Raw genomic sequence first — 16,310 nt, 5'->3', positions numbered from 1 at the left:
CAGTGCGACTGTCTCCGTCTGCCCGCTGTTCACCATGCCCGGCTCCCCTCTCAGTAGCGTGTGGAGCCGAACCAGGTAGAACGTCACGGCCCATGTGCTCAGCCCCGGCGGTTGGCCGCGAGGGCCTCGTAGAAGTGGAGGAGAGCGAGGTCGTCCACCGAGCCGGCGTTGACGGCCTTGGCCAGGGGGGTGCCCTGGAGGAGACGCTTGACCGGGACCTCGATGCGCTTGCCCGTGAGGGTGTGCGGGACTCCCGGGACCTCGATGATCTCGTCGGGGACGTGGCGCGGGGAGAGTTCGCTGCGGATCGTCCGCTTGATGCGGTCGATCAGCTCCTCGTCCAGGGTGACGCCGTCCACGAGGTGCACGAAGAGCGGCATCCAGTATCCGCCGTCCGGTTCTTCCAGGCCGATGACCAGGGACTCGCGGATCTCGGGAAGGCGCTCGACGGCCTCGTAGATATCGGCGCTTCCCATTCGGACGCCCTGGCGGTTCAGGGTGGAGTCCGAGCGGCCGTGGATGACGACTGAGCCGCGGTCCGTGATCGTGATCCAGTCGCCGTGGCGCCAGACGCCCGGGAACATCTCGAAGTAGCTGTCGCGGTAGCGGCTGCCGTCGGGGTCGTTCCAGAAGTGGATCGGCATGGACGGCATGGGGTTGGTGACGACGAGCTCGCCGACCTCGCCGATCAGGGGCTTCCCGGAGGGGTCCCAGGACTGCAGGTCGGTGCCGAGGCCCGCGGCCTGGAGTTCGCCGATGTGGACGGGCAGCGTGGGGACGGCGCCCGCGAAGCAGGAGCAGACGTCCGTGCCGCCGCTGACGGAGGCGATCCACAGGTTCTCGCGGACCTCGCCGTGGAGCCAGCGGAAGCCGTCGGGGGGCAGCGGGGAGCCGGTGGTGGCGACGCACTTCACGGCGGAGAGGTCGAAGTCCCGGCCAGGGTGGACGTCCGCCTTGGCGCAGGCCATCACGTACGCGGCGGAGGTGCCGTAGAGGGTGGCGCGGGTGCGCTCGGCGATCCGCCACTGGGCGGCGGTGTCGGGGTAGCCGGGGCTGCCGTCGTACAGGACGACGGTCGTGCCGGTGAGGAGGCCGGAGACGAGGAAGTTCCACATCATCCAGCCGGTGGAGGTGTACCAGAAGAACACGTCCTCGGGGCCGAGGTCGCAGTGCAGGCCCAGCTGCTTGACGTGCTCGACGAGGATGCCGCCCTGGGACTGGACGATCGCCTTCGGCAGGCCGGTCGTGCCGGAGGAGTACAGGACCCACAGCGGGTGCGCGAACGGCACCTGCTCGTAGACCGGCTCGACGTCCGCGGCGACCAGGTCGGACCAGGCGACGGTGCCTTCGGGGGCCGGGGTGCCGAGGAGCGGGATGTGGACGACGGCGCGGAGGGTGGGCAGCTCGGCGCGCAGCTCGGCGACGGTGTCGCGGCGGTCGTGCTCCTTGCCGCCGTAGCGGTAGCCGTCGACGGTGAAGAGGACGACCGGCTCGACCTGCTGGAAGCGGTCGAGGACGCTGCGGGCGCCGAAGTCGGGGGCGCAGGAGGTCCACACGGCGCCGACGGCGGCGGTGGCGAGGAGGGCGACGACGGCCTGCGGGACGTTGGGCAGGTAGCCGCTGACGCGGTCGCCGGGGTTCACGCCGAGGGCGCGGAGCTCGGCGGCGAGGGAGCCGACCTGGCGGCGGAGCTCGCCCCAGGTGACCGGCGTGGGCTCATGTGTCTCGTCCACATGGAGCAGGGCCGTGTCATGGGGGCGCTCGTCGGCGGCGCGCAGGGCGTGCTCGGCGTAGTTGAGGGTGGCTCCGGGGAACCAGTCGGCGCCGGGCATGGAGCGGTCGCCGAGAACCCGCTCGTACGGGGTGGAGAAGCGGAGGTCGAACCACTCGACGACGGCCTGCCAGAAGGCTTCGAGGTCCTCGACCGACCAGCGGTGGAGCGCCGGGTACCCGCCCTCGGCCGGAGCGCCGTGGTGCTCGGCGGCCCAGGCCTGGAAGCGGGTGACGGCGGCCGTGGCGATGCGTTCCTCGTCCGGCTGCCAGAGCGGCTCGGTCGGCGCTGCGGATGTCATTTGGGGCGGCTCCCTGGCTGTACGCGGGTCTGCGTGTGTCTCGCGCACGTGCTGGGGTGTGCGCGTGACGCGGCTGACAGGACGATGCCATGTGATCGTCAATCGCACCAGGTCTGCCCGCCCATGGTCGGGTAGTTGAACATGTGCTCCCACCACGGGTGAACGGCAGCTGAACGGAACCGGTTCGCGCTCCGGCGAGTGGCAGGGTGAGCTGCATGGACGGTCGTGAACTGGTGCGTTCGATGAAGGTGTTCGGTTCGGTGCAGGGCTTGCGGGCGGTGTGGTCGGCGTGGCGGCAGCGCCGTACGGACACGTGGGGGCTGCCGCCCAGGGGGGCGGAGCGGGCCAGGGTGCCGGGGCTCGCGGTGGAGGCGAAGCCGGCTCCGGGCGGGGGGACCGTCCGGTTCGCCCGGTCCTCGCTCCTGATCCGCGTGTCGTCGGGCGGCACGGTGTTCTGGGGGTGGGACGGGGCTGGGCCGCTTCCCTCGTACGCCCTGGCGGGCGAGGCGCCCGACGCGGATCCCCGGGCCTCCCTCGAACCGGACACCGACGGCGGGTGGCGGATCGTGTCGGAACGGGTGACGGTGACAGTCTCCCGGCACGGGGCGGTGGAGCTCCGGACCCCGGGCGGGGTGCTGCTCCGCCGGGACCTGCCGCCGCGCTGGTGGGAGCCGGTGGCCGGCGAGGGCGCCGGGCCCGGGGCGGCGGGGGGTGGGCGGTGGGTGCAGCGCAGCGAGGTGCCGGCCGACGCCCGGTTCTTCGGGCTCGGGGGGCGGGCGGCGGGGCCTCGCCTTCGGGACGGCTCGTACCGGCTGTGGAACACCGACCCCCAGAGGGGTTTCGATCCCGGGGACGATCCGCTCTACCTGACCATGCCCGTCCAGTTCGTGGTCTCGGACGCCGGGACGCACCTGGCGTTCCACGACAACTCCTGGGACGGCCGGGTCACCCTGGCCGAGGGCGAGGAGGGGGCCGGTTCCGGGCACGACCGGCCGGGGACCAGCGAGGTGCGGATGACGGGCGGGCCGCTGCGCTGCTGGGTGGTCGTCGGCACCCCCGCGCGCGTCCTGCACGGCTGGGCGGCACTGACGGGCGCGCCCGCGCTGCCGCCGTCCTGGGCGCTCGGGCCGCAGCACGCGCGCTGGGGCTTCGGCAGCGCGCGGGAGGTGCGGCGGGTGGTGGCCGGGTACCGGGAGCGGGGGCTGCCGCTGTCCGCCGTGCACCTGGACATCGATCATTACGACGGGCACCGGGTGTTCACGGTCGACCGGGGGCGGTTTCCCGATCTGCCGGGGCTCGCGGAGGAGCTGCGGGAGCAGGGCGTGCGTCTGGTGTCGATCGTGGACCCGGCGGTGAAGGCCGAACTCGGCGATCCGGTGTACGACGGCGGGGCGGCGGTGGACGCCTTCGTCAAGGACGCGCGCGGCCAGGAGGTTCACGGGGTGGTGTGGCCCGGCGAGTGCGCCTACCCGGACTTCACGGATCCCGCGGTACGGGAGTGGTGGGGCGGCCTGTACGAGGAGCGCCTCCGGCAGGGCTTCGCGGGCGTGTGGCACGACATGAACGAGCCGGTGTCCTTCGTCCCCTTCGGCGAGCCGACGCTGCCCCGCTCGGCGCGGCACGCGCTGGAGGGCCGGGGCGGCGACCACCGGGAGGCGCACAACGTGTACGGGCTCGCGATGGCCCGGGCCGGGTACGAGGGGCTGCGCCGGCTGCGCCCCGACGAGCGGCCCTTCCTCTTCTCGCGCTCCGGCTGGGCGGGCATGCAGCGGTACGGGGGCACGTGGTCCGGCGACGTGGCGACGGGGTGGCCGGGGCTGCGGGCCTCGCTCGCCCTCGTCCTGGGTCTGGGGCTGTGCGGGGTGCCCTACTCGGGGCCGGACGTGGGCGGTTTCGACGGCAGTCCCTCACCGGAACTGTTCCTGCGCTGGTACCAGCTGGGCGCGTGGCTCCCCCTCTTCCGTACGCACGCGGCGATCGACGCGGGGCGGCGGGAGCCGTGGGAGTTCGGTCCCGAGGTCCTGGAGCACGCGCGCGTGGCGCTGGCCGAACGGGAGCGGCTGCGGCCGTACTTCACGACGCTGGCCCGGCTGGCCCGGATGACGGGCGCGCCGTACGTCCGCCCGGTGTGGTGGGGGACCCCCGAGGACCGGGCGCTGCGCGACTGCGAGGACGCGTTCCTGCTCGGCGACGCGCTGCTGGTGGCGCCGGTGCTGACGCGGGGCGCGGACCGGCGGGCGGTGCGGCTGCCGCGCGGACGCTGGTACGACACGGCGACGGGGCGGGCGTACGAGGGTCCGGGACAGGTGCTGCTCGACGCGCCGCTCTCCCGGGTGCCGGTCCTGGCCCGGGCGGGGGCCGTGCTGCCCGTGCGGGGCGAGGGGGACGAGCTCGTCCTGGAGGTGTGGGCGCCCGCCGTCGGGCGGACCGGTGGCGGGCTCGTCGTGCGGGACACCGGGGACGGCTGGGAGCCGGCCTCGATCGAGCGGTACCAGTCGCGGCTCGTGGACGGCCGGGTGGTGGTGGAGCGTGTCACGGACGACGGGATGGAGGAGCCGGGGCTGCCGGTGGTGGTGCGGGGCTGTGAGGAGGTGGATCCAGTAGGCGGATCCAGTTAGGCGGATCCAGTTAGGCGGATCCAATATCCAGTAGTCGAATACTGGAGATTGGAGATTGGATCCAGCATCCGACACCAGTCACCCGTAAGCGCCGCCGAACCACTTCCGCACCGCCTCCGTGTGGAGCGGAAAGGCCAACTCCCCGGGTGCCGTGAGCACGTGGTGGCCGCTCGTCTCGTCCGTCGGGACCGACGGCGGGAGCTGTGCGGCCGGACGGGGCGGAAGGAGGCCGAAGAGGAGGAGGTGGCCGGCCGGGGAACTCAACGCGTCGGCGAGGCGGACCTCCTCGGCCGAGGCGGGGATGCCGGTCTCCTCGCGCAGTTCGCGGGCGACGGCGGCGCGCCAGTCCTCGCCGTGGTCGATGAAGCCGCCGGGCAGCGCGACCCCGCCCCGCGCGGGTTCGATGGTGCGGGTGACGACGACGAGGCCCGTTCCCTTCGTGTCGGTGACGGGGAGGAGGGCGACGGCGACGGGCAGCGGGTTGCGGTAGGCGGTGTGACCGCAGGCCGGGCAGGTGCGGGGCCAGCCGGCGTCGGGGAGGTGGGCGGCGCCGCAGGCGGAGCAGTGGGTGTCCTTCACGGCCCGACCGTACGCGATCGCCCTTTCCCGGCGCTGCCGGAACTGATAGACGGTGCGCATGACAGGACTCGCAACCGCTCTCCGTACCCTCGCCGTCACGGCCGCGGCCGGGCTGCTCGCCCTCACCGGAACCGCCACCGGAGCCGTCGCCGCGCCCGCTCCCCCGGCTTCGGCCGCGCCGGAGCCCAAGGCGCCGAGGGAGTTCGTGGCCCTGAGCTCCGTGGACCGGACGATCCTCCAGGAGATGCGCTACACGACCGAGCACAACTTCGTCGGCGAACCGGTGGACGGCTACCGGCAGCCGCTGTGCATCCTGACCCGTCCGGCGGCCGAGGCGCTGCACCGCGCGCAGCTCCGGCTGCTCGCCCGGGGGTACACGCTGAAGGTGTACGACTGCTACCGGCCGCAGCGGGCCGTGGACCACTTCGTGCGCTGGGCGAAGGACCTGGAGGACGAGCGGATGAAGAAGGAGTTCTATCCGCTCGTCGACAAGTCGAGGCTGTTCGCGGACGGTTACATCGCGGAGAAGTCCGGGCACAGCCGGGGTTCGACGGTGGACCTCACGATCGTGCGGCTGCCGGCGGCGCCCACGCGCGCGTACGTGCCGGGCGAGGAGCTGGTGGAGTGCTGGGCGCCGCAGGCGGAGCGGTTCCCGGACAACTCGGTGGACATGGGGACCGGGTACGACTGCTTCGACACGCGCTCGCACACCGACGACCCGCGGATCCAGGGCGTGCAGCGGGCCAACCGGCAACTGCTCAAGGGCGCGCTCGCCGAGCAGGGGTTCGTGAACCTGCCCGAGGAGTGGTGGCACTTCACCTTCAAGCCGGAGCCGTTCCCGGACACGTTCTTCGACTTCCCCGTGGCGCGGAGGTCGGTGGCCGGGCATTGAGCCCTTCTCAGCGCAGGCCGTCCGTGACACACTCCTGACACTTCGTCAGATCACGGGAGGTCCCGATGGCACGGACGCGCAGACCGGTGGTGGCCGGGTGGTTCACCGACGACACCGTGCCGGAGGCGGAGTTCCGGCTGCTCGGCACCCGCTGCACGGCCTGCGCGTCGGTCTTCTTCCCGCGGGAGGACGACTGGTGCCGCAACCCCGGCTGCCCGGGCGGCGGCGAACTGGCCGAGGTCCCGCTCTCGCCGCGCGGCCGGGTCTGGTCGTACACCGACGGCCGGTACCGTCCGCCCGCCCCGTACGTCTCCGATCCGGACGTGCCCTGGGAGCCGTACGCCCTCGTCGCCGTCGAGCTCGCGGCCGAGGCGATGGTGGTCCTCGGGCAGGCGGCGCCGGGCGTGACGACGGCCGACCTCGCCGTCGGGATGGAGGTCGAGGTGGTGCCGGGCGTCCTGAACGAGGACGAGGAGCACACCTGGACCACCTGGAACTGGCGGCCGGTCGCCGGGGAGCGGCGGGAGGAGCGGTCGTGAACGACATCGCCGTGCTCGGGGCCGGGATGCACCCCTGGGGCAAATGGGGCCGGAGCTTCGTCTCGTACGGGACGGCCGCCGCCCGCGCCGCGCTCGCCGACGCCGGTCTGCGGTGGTCCGACATCGACTCGGTCGTCGGCGCCGACACCATGCGGTGCGGATACCCGGGATACGTGGCGGGGGCGACGTTCGCGCAGGCTCTCGGCTGGCAGGGGGCGCGGGTCACCAGCGTGTACGCCGCCTGCGCCTCGGGCGCCCAGGCCATCGGCACCGCCCGGGCCCAGATCCTGGCGGGGCTCGCGGACGTGGTCCTGGTCGTCGGGGCGGACTCGACGCCGAAGGGGTTCCTCGCCCCGGCCGGCGGCGAGCGGCCCGGCGACCCGGACTGGCTGCGGTTCCGGGTGCTCGGGGCGACCAACCCGGCGTACTTCGCGCTCTCCGCGCGCCGCAGGATGGCGCTGTACGGCGACACGACCGAGGACTTCGCCCAGGTGAAGGTGAAGAACGCGGCGGCCGGCGCGCTCAATCCGCTGGCCCGCTACCGCAAGCGGGTGACCGCCGAGGAGGTCACGGCCTCCGCCGTCGTCGCCGATCCGCTGCGGCTCCTCGACATCTGCGCCACCTCGGACGGCGGCGCCGCGCTCGTCCTGTCCGGCATGGAGTTCGCACGCCGGCACGGGCACCCCGACCCGGTCCGGCTCCGGGCGGTGTCCACCGTCTCCCCCACGTACCCCAAGGCGGTGCTCGACCTCCCCGACATCGCGACCGACTCGGCGGCGGCCGTCTCCCCCGACCCGCACGCCTTCCGCGCCTCGATCGCCCGCGCCGCCTACGAGGAGGCGGGGCTCGGACCCGAGGACCTGTCCCTCGCCGAGGTGTACGACCTGTCCACCGCCCTGGAGCTGGAGTGGTACGAGGACATCGGGCTCTGCCCGCGGGGCGAGGGCGCCAAGCTGCTGCGGGAGGGCGCCACGGCCCTCGGCGGGCGCCTGCCGGTCAACACCAGCGGCGGTCTCGGCTCCTTCGGGGAGGCGGTGCCCGCCCAGGCGATCGCGCAGGTCTGCGAGCTGACCTGGCAGCTGCGCGGCACTGCGGGCGACCGGCAGGTGCCGGGGGCGAGGGCCGGGATCACCGCGAACCAGGGCCTGTTCGGGCACGGTTCGGCGGTGGTGGCGGTGCGCTGACCACCGCCACCGCCACCGCCACCGCGCTGACCACCGCCCCCGCCCCGCGCCGCCGTCAGGTCGTGACGGCGGCGGGGCTGCGGTCCGCGAGGACCAGGGCGTGCTGGACGACCGCCACGAGGACGTTCTTCACCGACTCGCGGTCCCGGGCGTCGCACATCAGCAGCTCCACCTCGGGGTCCAGGTCGAGCGCGCCGCGCACGCTCTCCGCCGGGAACCGCTGGGCGCCCTCGAAGCAGTTGACGGCCACCGTGAACGGGATGCCGCGCCGCTCGAAGTAGTCGATGGCGGCGAAGCTGTCCTCCAGTCGGCGGGTGTCCGCGAGGACGACCGCGCCCAGGGCTCCCTGGGCCAGCTCGTCCCACAGGAACCAGAAGCGGTCCTGCCCCGGGGTGCCGAAGAGGTAGAGGACGAGGTCCTCGCGGAGGGTGATCCGTCCGAAGTCCATGGCGACCGTGGTGGTCGTCTTGGTCTCGACGCCGTGCAGGTCGTCGACGGGCCGCCCCACCTCGCTGAGGACCTCCTCGGTCCGCAGGGGCCTGATCTCGCTGACCGCGCCCACCAGCGTCGTCTTGCCGACCCCGAACCCGCCTGCGACGAGGATCTTCAGGGTCACCGGCTCGACGAAGGGCTGCTTGCGGCTAGAGCGCCCGAAGGCCATTGATCACCTCGCGAAGGATGCTCACGTCCGGCAGCTCGGCCGGCGGAACGGGGCGGGTCACATGGACGAGTTCGTCCTCGACGAGGTCGCCGACGAGGACCCGTACCACCCCCACGGGGAGGTCGAGTCCGGCGGCGAGCTCGGCGATCGACTGGGGCTGCTCGGAGCAGCGTTCGACGATCTCCACGTGTTCCGGGGAGAGCGTCTGGTCCCGGCCGGGGTCGTCGGCGGCGGGCTCGGGAACGACCACCGCGATCAGGTCGAGGCGGTGACGGCCGGAGGCGCTCGTCCGGCCGCGGGTCATCGCGTACGGACGGACCACCGGCCCGGCCTCGTCGTCGAACCAGTGGTGGGGGTCGGGGGTCCGGCCCCGCTCCCGCCGGCTGCGCTCGGCTGCGTCACTCATGCCGTCCCACTCACCCTCCCGAGGGCAGGCCGGTCCGGGGAGCCGTCGTGAGGTGGGCCCCGACCCGCTTCACCATCAGCGTCATCTCGTAGGCGACCTGGCCGACGTCCGAGTCGGCGTCCGCGAGCACCGCGAGGCAGCTGCCGTCGCCGGCGGCCGTGACGAAGAGGAAGGCGTCCTCCAGCTCGACGACCGTCTGGCGGACCTTGCCCGCCTCGAAGTGGCGGCCGACGCCCTTGGCGAGGCTGTGGAAGCCGGAGGCCACGGCGGCGAGGTGCTCGCCGTCCTCCCGGGTGAGCTTCTGGGAGGCACCGGTGGGAAGTCCGTCGCTGGAGAGCACCAGGGCCTTGCGGATGGAGCCGACGCGCTGGACGAGCTCGTCGAGGAGCCAGTTCAGTTCGCCGTTTCCGCGTCCGGGTCCGGAGGTCGTGCTGGGTGCTGCGGCGTTCGGTGCGGTCATCGACCGTCCCCCTCGGGTGTCGTTCCTGGTGCTGTCGGGTCGTCCGGCTCTGTGGTGTCCCGCCTGCCGCGCTGCCAGCCGCGCTGCATGGCGGCCATGCGGGCGCGTACCTCCTCGGCGTCGCGCTCGAAGGAGTCGGGCCCCTCGGACTGCGCTCCGGTGCCCGTACGGGCGTCGGCGCGGCTTCCCGCACCGCGGCCGGCCGGGTCCTCGGCCTCGCGCAGCTGGGGCGCGAGGCTGGCCTGGCGGACGCGGCGGGGCAGGCCGCCGAACGGCTCCGGGCTCTCCGGCGGCACGGGCCCCTCCGGTGGTACGGGGACGAGGACGGGACCGGCGTCCGGCCCCGGCAGGACGGCCCGCCCACCGCCGTGCGGGTGTCCCGGCCGGTCGCCCGGCCGGGCTCCGTGCCGGTCTCCGTGCCGGTCGTCCTGCGGGAAGTCCGCCCGGTGCTCCTGCGGATGCGCGCGGTCCGGCTGCGGCTGGACGCGGTCGGCCTGGGCGTGGGTACGGCCCGGCTGCGGGTGTGCGCGGTCGGGCTGCGCGTGGGCGCCGTCGGGCTCGTCGAGGCGGCGGCCGTGGTCCACGACGAGCGTCGGGGTGCGGCGGCGCGGCAGCTGCACGGGCCCGGGGAGCGCGCCGTCGGCGGGCGCGTCCCGCTCGCCGCGGCCCGTCGCCCGGTCCGGGGCCTGCTCGTGCTGCTCGCCGGCGGGCGCGAGTCCGGTGCGGCGCCGGTCGCGGGGCCGGAAGAGGCCGCCGCGCTCGCTGTCGCTGTCGAGGAGGTCCGCGGACCGGTCGAGGAGGACGTCGAAGTCCTCGGTGCCGAGCGGTGCCTCCAGCTCGACGGGGCCGTCCAGCGGTCCGGGCGCCTCGGTCACGTCGGGGACCTTCGTGAGGGCCGGCCTGCGGGTGGGCAGGGCGCCGCCGTCGGCGGACGCGTCGTCGGTCCGCCCCGGGCGCTCCAGGGTCTTGCGGTCGAGCCGGAATCCGGCGCCCTGGGTCTCGGGCGCGTCGGTGAGCAGCGCGGCCGGGATGAAGACGACCGCGGTGGTCCCGCCGTACGGGGAGGTCTGCAGCGAGACCCGGACGTTCTGGCGCTGGGCGAGCCGGCTGACGACGAAGAGGCCGAGCCGGTCGGTGTCCGAGAGCTCGAACTCGGGGGTCTCGGCGAGCCGGAGGTTGGCGTCGAGCAGGGCGTCGGGGTTCATGCCGAGGCCGCGGTCGTGGATCTCCAGGGTGAAGCCGTTGGCGACCCGCTCGCCGAGGACCTGGACGGCGGTGTGCGGGGGCGAGTACACCGTGGCGTTCTCGAGGAGTTCGGCGATGAGGTGGGTGAGGTCCGCGACGGCGGGGCCGCCCACGCCGAGGCGGGGCAGGCGGCGCACCTCGATCCGCTCGTAGTCCTCGACCTCGGCGACGGCGGCGCGGACCACGTCCATGAGCTGGACGGGCTTGCGCCACTGACGGGAGGGGGCGGCGCCGGACAGGATGACGAGGCCCTCGGCGTGCCGGCGCATGCGGGTGGTGAGGTGGTCGAGGCGGAAGAGGTCGGCCAGCTCGTCGGTGTCCTCGGTGCGCCGCTCCATGGTGTCGAGGAGGGTCAGCTGGCGATGGAGCAGGACCTGGTTGCGGCGGGCGAGGTTGACGAACACCTCGGAGACGCCGCGGCGCAGTTCCGCCTGCTTGACGGCGGCCTCGACGGCGGCGCGCTGGAGGGTGTTGAGGGCCTGGCCGACCTGGCCGACCTCGTCCTCCCCGTACCGCAGGTGGGGCACCTCGGTCCCGACGTCGACCTGCTCGCCGGCGGCGAGGCGGCGCATGACACTGGGCAGCCGGACGCCGGAGACCTCCTGGGCCTCCTTCTGCAGGCGGCGGAGGTCGCGGATGAGTCGGCGGCCGATGCGGACGGAGATGACGATCGAGGCGAGCAGGGCGAGGAAGCCGAGGACGCCGGCGACGCCGACCTTGAGGAGGACGCTGTACGCGGCGGGCTGGACGCGCTCCTGGTAGCGGTCGCCCGCGGCGGTGTTCTCGCGGGCGAGGTCGTCAAGAACGGGGCCGGCCTGGTCCTGCCAGCGCTCGGCGGTGATGGCGCGGGGGCTGTCGGTGGGGCCCTCTTCGATGATCGCGTTCTCGGCGGTGCGCAGCGGCTGGGTGTCGGGGCTGCGCCAGTACTCCTCGAAGCGCTCGCGTTCGGCGGCGGGCAGGAGTTCGAGGTTGACCTCGTAGAACGCCACGCGGTTGGCGACGAGGTCGGATATCGCGCGTATCTCCTCGGAGGTGAAGCGGTCCGCGACGAGCGCGGAGAGGACGAGGGCGTCCTCGCGGGAGAGCAGCTCACGCGCGCGCGTGATGCCGACGAGGGCGCGGCCCTGCTTGTCCATCTCCACGTTCTCGAGGGCGTGGAGGGTGATGAGGAAGCTGTAGCAGGGGTCGACGAGCCGGTTGTAGAACTCGAGGGCCTGCATGCGGCCGATGCCGCGATCCTCGACGGAGCGCCGCAGCGAGGTGAGGCCGTCGAGCGCGTCGAGGAGGGAGTTGAGCCGCTGGGTGGTGACGGGCCGCATCGTCTCGCGCACGCCGGGGTCGGCGGCGTTGGCGCGGATGCGGGCGATCTGCCGGTCGGTGGCGCGGCGGGTCTCGCGCAGGGAGGCGAGGGCGTTGGAGCCGCGCGGATCGGCGAGGTAGATGAGCGACTGCCGGCGTTCGATCTGGATGACCCGGGCGGTGTCCTCCAGGGGGTAGCCGACCTTGTCGACGACGTACCCGACGTCGAGGAGCTGGTCGGCCTCGCGGCCCGTCAGGACCGTGGCGAAGCCCCACAGGCCGGTGAGGGAGACGAGCGGTACGAGCAGCAACGCCACGATCTTCCTGCGGATGGACTTCCCGCGAAAGCGCATGGCCTCCCCCAGCTCGGCCCCCGTTGCGCCACGGAGGTCCTTCACGTTCGTGACCGCCGGCGTCAACACGCGGCGTCAACCTTGAATTTCAACAAACGGCGGCGCGAGCCTACTACTGCATCACGGCCATTCCGAAGGCGTGTACGAGCGATTTTCAGCCTGTCGAGTGAGCCTTGATCATGAGATGTCCTGGTATTGCTGGAGTTGGGATTGACCGCTGTGGCGTAGGACACCTGATGGAGTGCCATTTCTCCGGCCTGCGCGGATGGCTGGAACTGTCCGTTCCGCCGGTATGCGGGCCTCGTTCCGCCCCACCCGGGCGAAACCTTTTCCCCCTCTCGTGCGTCAATGGGCACGGGGAGGGTTCTGTCCGTGTAAAGGCGCTCAAGACGGGCAGCCGTCCCTGAGGTCGTTCAGTGGTGGGGAGTGACGGGACAATGGAACACGAGGCGCGGTCGGCGCGGCAGTTGTGGGTGGAGGAGGAGCGGGGCCGACGGCGGATGCCCGATCCGGTGCGCAACGCCGCCGTGCGGGCCGTGCTGATCACGTCGGTGACACTCGTCCAGGCCGTGGTGGCCTTCTTCTGGACGGTCGCGGGCGCGTGGCCGGCGTTTCCTGTGACGGTCACCGCGGTGGCGTCGACGGTCGTGGCCACCTGGAGCGTTCTCGACGTCTGGATCACCCGCCAGGTGTGGCGTCAGCGCAACGGCGTGGTGTCGGAGCCGAGCAGCACGGCCCGTCCGCCGATCCGGGCGCGGCGCGACGAGGCCCGGACGGAGACGGCACCGCTGTCCGAAGCGGCCTGAACAACGCGGAGCGGCCCGGCCCCTGAAGGGGGCCGGGCCGCTTTGCGTTCTCCTACGCCTCGTCCGCCGGGGCCGCGTCGTCGGACTGGTGGCGGCGGAACATCCGCGTCGCCGTGATCTCGCCGTGGATCGTCTCCCCCTCCGCGGCCGGCTGCGGCAGCCCGGGGCGCAGGTGCTCCTCCACGCTGATGTACTTCAGCCCGGCTCGCAGGTCCGCGTCGTTGCGCAGCCGGATCACCAGCGGGAACTCGGCGAGCGCGGTCGTGTCGAACAGGCCCGTCGTGTAGAGGAGCTGGACGCCCAGCGCGTCCGACACGGCCCGCTGGAGCTCCAGCAGGTACGTGGCGTTGGCGCGGCCGATCGGGTTGTCGAGGAACAGCGTGCCCGCGTGCCGGTGCTTGTCGCGGCCCCGGTCGTTGGAGCGGAGCGCCGCCATCGTGCAGTACAGGGCGATGGCCGCGGTGAGCAGCTGACCGCCGGAGAAGACGTCGCCCATCTGCCCGACGGGGACGCGCTCGGCGCGCAGCACCGCGTCCGGCTTGAGGATCTCGACCGAGACGCCCTTGGGTTCGAGCGCCGCCTGGACGCCCCTGAGGAGCAGGGACATGCCGTCGCGCCGCAGGTCGGAGTTCTTCCTGACGGCGGCGCGGGTCGCCTCGTCGACGACCTCGCCGAGCCGCTCGGCGAGCGTGGCCTGGTCGGGCTCCTCGAAGCGGATGCGGAGGAACTCCTGGCCCGACCACTCGCCGAGGCCCTCGGGCAGCCGGGAGAGCCGCTGGGCGGAGCGGAGCGTCGCGAGCGAGGACTCCACGAGGCCCCGCAGCCGGTCCACGATCGAGTCCCGGTTGCGCTCCAGCTGCTCCAGCTCGTCGGTGAGGACCCGCAGCCGGGGCGCGAAGGCCTCGGCCCACTTGGCGGCGTGCTCGGGCAGCGCGGACGCCGGCAGTTCGCGGATCTGCTGGCGGGCGGGGGTGCGGACCTGCTCGTAGCGGGTGGAGTTGGCGTGCCGGACGAGGATGTCGCTCGCCTCGCGCACGGCCGCGTCGGCGGCGGACAGCTCGGCGGTGCAGGCGCGCAGGGCGCGGCGTGCCTCGGCGGCCGTCGTGCGGGCCTCCTCCAGGCTGCCCGGGTACGGCCCGGTCTCCTCCCGCTCCTCGTCCGCGTGGTCGCGGAGCAGGTCGCGCAGCAGAGCCGCCGTCTCCTCGAAGCCGCCGGCCGCGTCCTCGGCGGCCCGGTGGTCCCGGAGCAGTCCGGCGTGGGCGGCCCGCGCCGCCTCCAGGGCGTCGGTGCGGGAGGCGAGTTCGGCGGTCGCGGTACGGAGCAGGGCCTGGGCCCGCTCGGCGTCGGCGGGCACCAGCTCCTCGGGCAGCTCGGTGTGCGCCCCGCCGTCCTCGGGGGCCAGGCGCTCGGCCTCGCCACGGAGCCGGCCGAGCTTCTCGCTCGCCTCCGAGGCGCGGGTCTCCAGCATCTGGACCAGGGCCTCGGCGCGGGCGACGGCCGCCTGCCGGGACGGGCCGTCGGCACCGTCGGTGGACTCGAGGAGCTGTTCGGCGCGGGTGCGGACCTTGTTGGTGAGGCGGTCGAGCTCGGCGAGGGCGGCGGACTCGTCGCTCTCGGCGCGGGCCTGCTCGGCGCGCAGGTCGGCGCCGACGCCGACCTTCTCGTACAGCTGGGACGCGGCCCGGTAGGCCTCGCGGAGGGTGGGGAGCGCGGCGCGGGGTGCGGCCGGGTCCTCCTCGGGGAGGGTGTCGGGGGCGCCGGCGATCTCGGCGCGCTCGGCCCGCAGGGCGCGGGCGGTGCGGTGGGCGTCGTCGGCGGCGCGCTGCGCCGCGCGGCGGTCCTCGTCGGCGGCGCGGGCGCGCTCCAGGCAGGTCTGGGCGCGGGCCTCGGCCTCGGTGGCGTCGTCGGCGAGCTCGCGGAGCTTCGCCTGCCAGGCGGAGCGCTCGCGCAGCCGGAACGCGAGACCGGCGAGTGCGTCGGCGACCCGGCGGGCCCGCTGGGCGGCCTCCTGGCGCTCGTCCCGGAGCCGGGCGGCCTCGGCGGCGACCTCGTCGGCCTCCGTACGGGCCGTGCGGGCCTCGTCGAGGGCGGCGGCCGCGGCCTCGGCGGTCTCGCGGGCGGTCGTGGCGACGGACGCGAGCTCGGCGAGCATCCCGAAGGGGCAGTCGGCTCGCCAGGCGCCGATCCGGGACGCGAGGGCGCGGTCGCCGGCGAGGCGGGCGGCGAGGGTGCGGATCTCCTCGTCGCGGGCGGCGGCGCGGGCGCGCAGCGCGTGCCGCTCCTCGTCGGCGGCGTGCTCGTCGTGCATGGCCGGGTTCGGCGGTACGAGGAAGACGCCGGTGTCCTCGGACGGTTCCCGCGCCGGTACGGGGGCGAGCAGCGCGGCGGCGGTGCCGACGGCGACGGCGGAGCGGGGCAGCAGGGCGGCGGTGCCGAGGACCTCGCGGGCGCGTCCGTACGAGACGGGGTCGGTGATCACGACGCCGTCGACGAGCTCGGGGCGGGCGGCGAGCACGCGCGCGTGGTCGGCCGGGTCGACGGCCTGGGCGAGGTAGCGCCAGCCGGGGAGGGCGGGGATGCCGTGCTCGCCGAGGTACTCGACGGTGGCGAGGACGTCGGGGCCGGGCGGCAGCAGGCCGCCGTCGCCGAGGGCGCCGAGGATGCGGGAGTCGTCGGCGGCGGCGGTGCGCAGCTCGAAGAGCCGGCTCTCCGCGGAGGCGACGGCCTGGTCGAGCAGGCCGCGCAGCTCATCGGCGTACCGGTCGAACTCGGTGACGGTGAGCGGGCCCTGGGGCGCGGATCCGCCGGCGGCGCCGAGCCCGAAGGCGGCGCCCGGGGCGTGGCCGGGCGCACCGGGGTCCCCGGCCTCCGCACCGTCCGGGCCGTCGCCGGGGGTGCCGGCGACGGGTGCGGTGGCCGCGCGCTGGCCGGGCAGCGGGGAGCCGGCGACGGGCAGGCCGGAGCCGGATGGCGGCAGGCTCAGGAGTTCGGCGAGGCGCTCCTCGGAGGCGAGGGACTCGGCGGCGCGGCGCTCCGCGTCGTAGGCGTTCCCGGCGGCCTCGGCGGCGTCCGCGGCGCGGGCGGCGGCGAGTTCGGCGCGGGCTGATCAGGATGAACGGCGCCGTGTAGTTGCACAGCTGGGTCTCGAGGAGCTCCACCGGGGAGATCTGCTCGATGCTCTGCACCCAGGTGTTGG

General features: G+C 74.2%; 13 protein-coding genes. 6 read left to right on the top strand and 7 right to left on the bottom strand.

Going from position 1 to position 16,310, the window contains the following annotated elements; translation table 11 throughout:
• Window positions 1-98 precede the first annotated feature (98 nt).
• Window positions 99-2,072, bottom strand: coding sequence for an acetoacetate--CoA ligase (locus ABZ318_RS34660; protein WP_356906415.1), 1,974 nt, complete (start codon window positions 2,070-2,072; stop codon window positions 99-101).
• 215 nt (window positions 2,073-2,287) lie between these two features.
• Here ABZ318_RS34660 and ABZ318_RS34655 point away from each other — a divergent pair, with 215 nt between their 5' ends.
• Entirely contained in the window at window positions 2,288-4,690 is a 2,403-nt protein-coding gene (locus tag ABZ318_RS34655) for a glycoside hydrolase family 31 protein (protein WP_356906414.1), read from the top strand.
• A gap of 78 nt (window positions 4,691-4,768) precedes the next feature.
• On the opposite strand, the gene ABZ318_RS34650 is transcribed toward ABZ318_RS34655, so the two are convergent.
• Window positions 4,769-5,329, bottom strand: a complete 561-nt coding sequence (locus ABZ318_RS34650) for an NUDIX domain-containing protein (protein WP_356906413.1) — start codon at window positions 5,327-5,329, stop codon at window positions 4,769-4,771.
• On the opposite strand from ABZ318_RS34650, the gene ABZ318_RS34645 reads away from it, so the two are divergent.
• From ABZ318_RS34645 to ABZ318_RS34635, 3 genes are all read left to right on the top strand, one after another.
• Window positions 5,328-6,161, top strand: a complete 834-nt coding sequence (locus tag ABZ318_RS34645; protein ID WP_356906412.1) for a M15 family metallopeptidase — start codon at window positions 5,328-5,330, stop codon at window positions 6,159-6,161. The genes ABZ318_RS34650 and ABZ318_RS34645 overlap by 2 nt on opposite strands.
• Before the next feature lie 65 nt (window positions 6,162-6,226).
• The gene (locus tag ABZ318_RS34640) at window positions 6,227-6,700 is read left to right on the top strand and encodes a zinc ribbon domain-containing protein (RefSeq protein WP_356906411.1); all 474 of its coding nucleotides are present in this window, start codon (window positions 6,227-6,229) and stop codon (window positions 6,698-6,700) included.
• A gap of 26 nt (window positions 6,701-6,726) precedes the next feature.
• Window positions 6,727-7,884, top strand: coding sequence for a lipid-transfer protein (locus ABZ318_RS34635; RefSeq protein ID WP_356906416.1), 1,158 nt, complete (start codon window positions 6,727-6,729; stop codon window positions 7,882-7,884).
• Between the two features lie 55 nt (window positions 7,885-7,939).
• Here ABZ318_RS34635 and ABZ318_RS34630 read toward each other — a convergent pair whose 3' ends face one another.
• From ABZ318_RS34630 to ABZ318_RS34615, 4 genes are read right to left on the bottom strand one after another with little or no spacing between them, the layout of a single operon-like run.
• Window positions 7,940-8,545, bottom strand: a complete 606-nt coding sequence (locus ABZ318_RS34630; RefSeq protein ID WP_356906410.1) for an ATP/GTP-binding protein — start codon at window positions 8,543-8,545, stop codon at window positions 7,940-7,942.
• Entirely contained in the window at window positions 8,526-8,951 is a 426-nt protein-coding gene (locus ABZ318_RS34625) for a DUF742 domain-containing protein (protein WP_356906409.1), read from the bottom strand. The genes ABZ318_RS34630 and ABZ318_RS34625 overlap by 20 nt, the downstream gene beginning before the upstream one ends.
• A gap of 10 nt (window positions 8,952-8,961) precedes the next feature.
• A complete protein-coding gene (locus tag ABZ318_RS34620; RefSeq protein WP_356906408.1) occupies window positions 8,962-9,411 on the bottom strand; it encodes a roadblock/LC7 domain-containing protein in 450 nt (149 codons plus the stop codon).
• Window positions 9,408-12,308, bottom strand: coding sequence for a nitrate- and nitrite sensing domain-containing protein (locus ABZ318_RS34615; RefSeq protein ID WP_356906407.1), 2,901 nt, complete (start codon window positions 12,306-12,308; stop codon window positions 9,408-9,410). Before ABZ318_RS34615 ends, ABZ318_RS34620 begins: the two co-directional genes overlap by 4 nt.
• 437 nt (window positions 12,309-12,745) lie before the next feature.
• Here ABZ318_RS34615 and ABZ318_RS34610 point away from each other — a divergent pair, with 437 nt between their 5' ends.
• Window positions 12,746-13,114, top strand: coding sequence for a hypothetical protein (locus ABZ318_RS34610; RefSeq protein WP_356906406.1), 369 nt, complete (start codon window positions 12,746-12,748; stop codon window positions 13,112-13,114).
• A 52-nt stretch (window positions 13,115-13,166) separates the two neighbouring features.
• On the opposite strand, the gene ABZ318_RS34605 is transcribed toward ABZ318_RS34610, so the two are convergent.
• Window positions 13,167-15,629 (bottom strand): hypothetical protein, encoded by a 2,463-nt coding sequence (locus ABZ318_RS34605; RefSeq protein ID WP_356906405.1) that lies wholly within the window; start codon window positions 15,627-15,629, stop codon window positions 13,167-13,169.
• Window positions 15,630-15,695: 66 nt separating this feature from the next.
• Between ABZ318_RS34605 and ABZ318_RS34600 the strand changes: the two genes are divergently transcribed.
• Window positions 15,696-16,220, top strand: a complete 525-nt coding sequence (locus tag ABZ318_RS34600) for a hypothetical protein (RefSeq protein ID WP_356906417.1) — start codon at window positions 15,696-15,698, stop codon at window positions 16,218-16,220.
• Window positions 16,221-16,310 lie beyond the last annotated feature (90 nt).

The organism is Streptomyces sp. NPDC006197 (assembly GCF_040613865.1).
Classification (GTDB): domain Bacteria; phylum Actinomycetota; class Actinomycetes; order Streptomycetales; family Streptomycetaceae; genus Streptomyces.
Note: the sequence above shows the minus strand (reverse complement) of the source record. Positions and strands in the feature narration are given on the sequence as shown.

Bases quoted from the DNA above. Each gene is read 5' to 3' on its own strand.
- ABZ318_RS34650 (WP_356906413.1), bottom strand. From the start codon at position 5,329: ATGCGCACCGTCTATCAGTTCCGGCAGCGCCGGGAAAGGGCGATCGCG.
- ABZ318_RS34615 (WP_356906407.1), bottom strand. From the start codon at position 12,308: ATGCGCTTTCGCGGGAAGTCCATCCGCAGGAAGATCGTGGCGTTGCTG.
- ABZ318_RS34645 (WP_356906412.1), top strand. From the start codon at position 5,328: ATGACAGGACTCGCAACCGCTCTCCGTACCCTCGCCGTCACGGCCGCG.
- ABZ318_RS34655 (WP_356906414.1), top strand. From the start codon at position 2,288: ATGGACGGTCGTGAACTGGTGCGTTCGATGAAGGTGTTCGGTTCGGTG.
- ABZ318_RS34610 (WP_356906406.1), top strand. From the start codon at position 12,746: ATGGAACACGAGGCGCGGTCGGCGCGGCAGTTGTGGGTGGAGGAGGAG.
- ABZ318_RS34620 (WP_356906408.1), bottom strand. From the start codon at position 9,411: ATGACCGCACCGAACGCCGCAGCACCCAGCACGACCTCCGGACCCGGA.
- ABZ318_RS34630 (WP_356906410.1), bottom strand. From the start codon at position 8,545: ATGGCCTTCGGGCGCTCTAGCCGCAAGCAGCCCTTCGTCGAGCCGGTG.
- ABZ318_RS34625 (WP_356906409.1), bottom strand. From the start codon at position 8,951: ATGAGTGACGCAGCCGAGCGCAGCCGGCGGGAGCGGGGCCGGACCCCC.
- ABZ318_RS34635 (WP_356906416.1), top strand. From the start codon at position 6,727: ATGCACCCCTGGGGCAAATGGGGCCGGAGCTTCGTCTCGTACGGGACG.
- ABZ318_RS34640 (WP_356906411.1), top strand. From the start codon at position 6,227: ATGGCACGGACGCGCAGACCGGTGGTGGCCGGGTGGTTCACCGACGAC.
- ABZ318_RS34660 (WP_356906415.1), bottom strand. From the start codon at position 2,072: ATGACATCCGCAGCGCCGACCGAGCCGCTCTGGCAGCCGGACGAGGAA.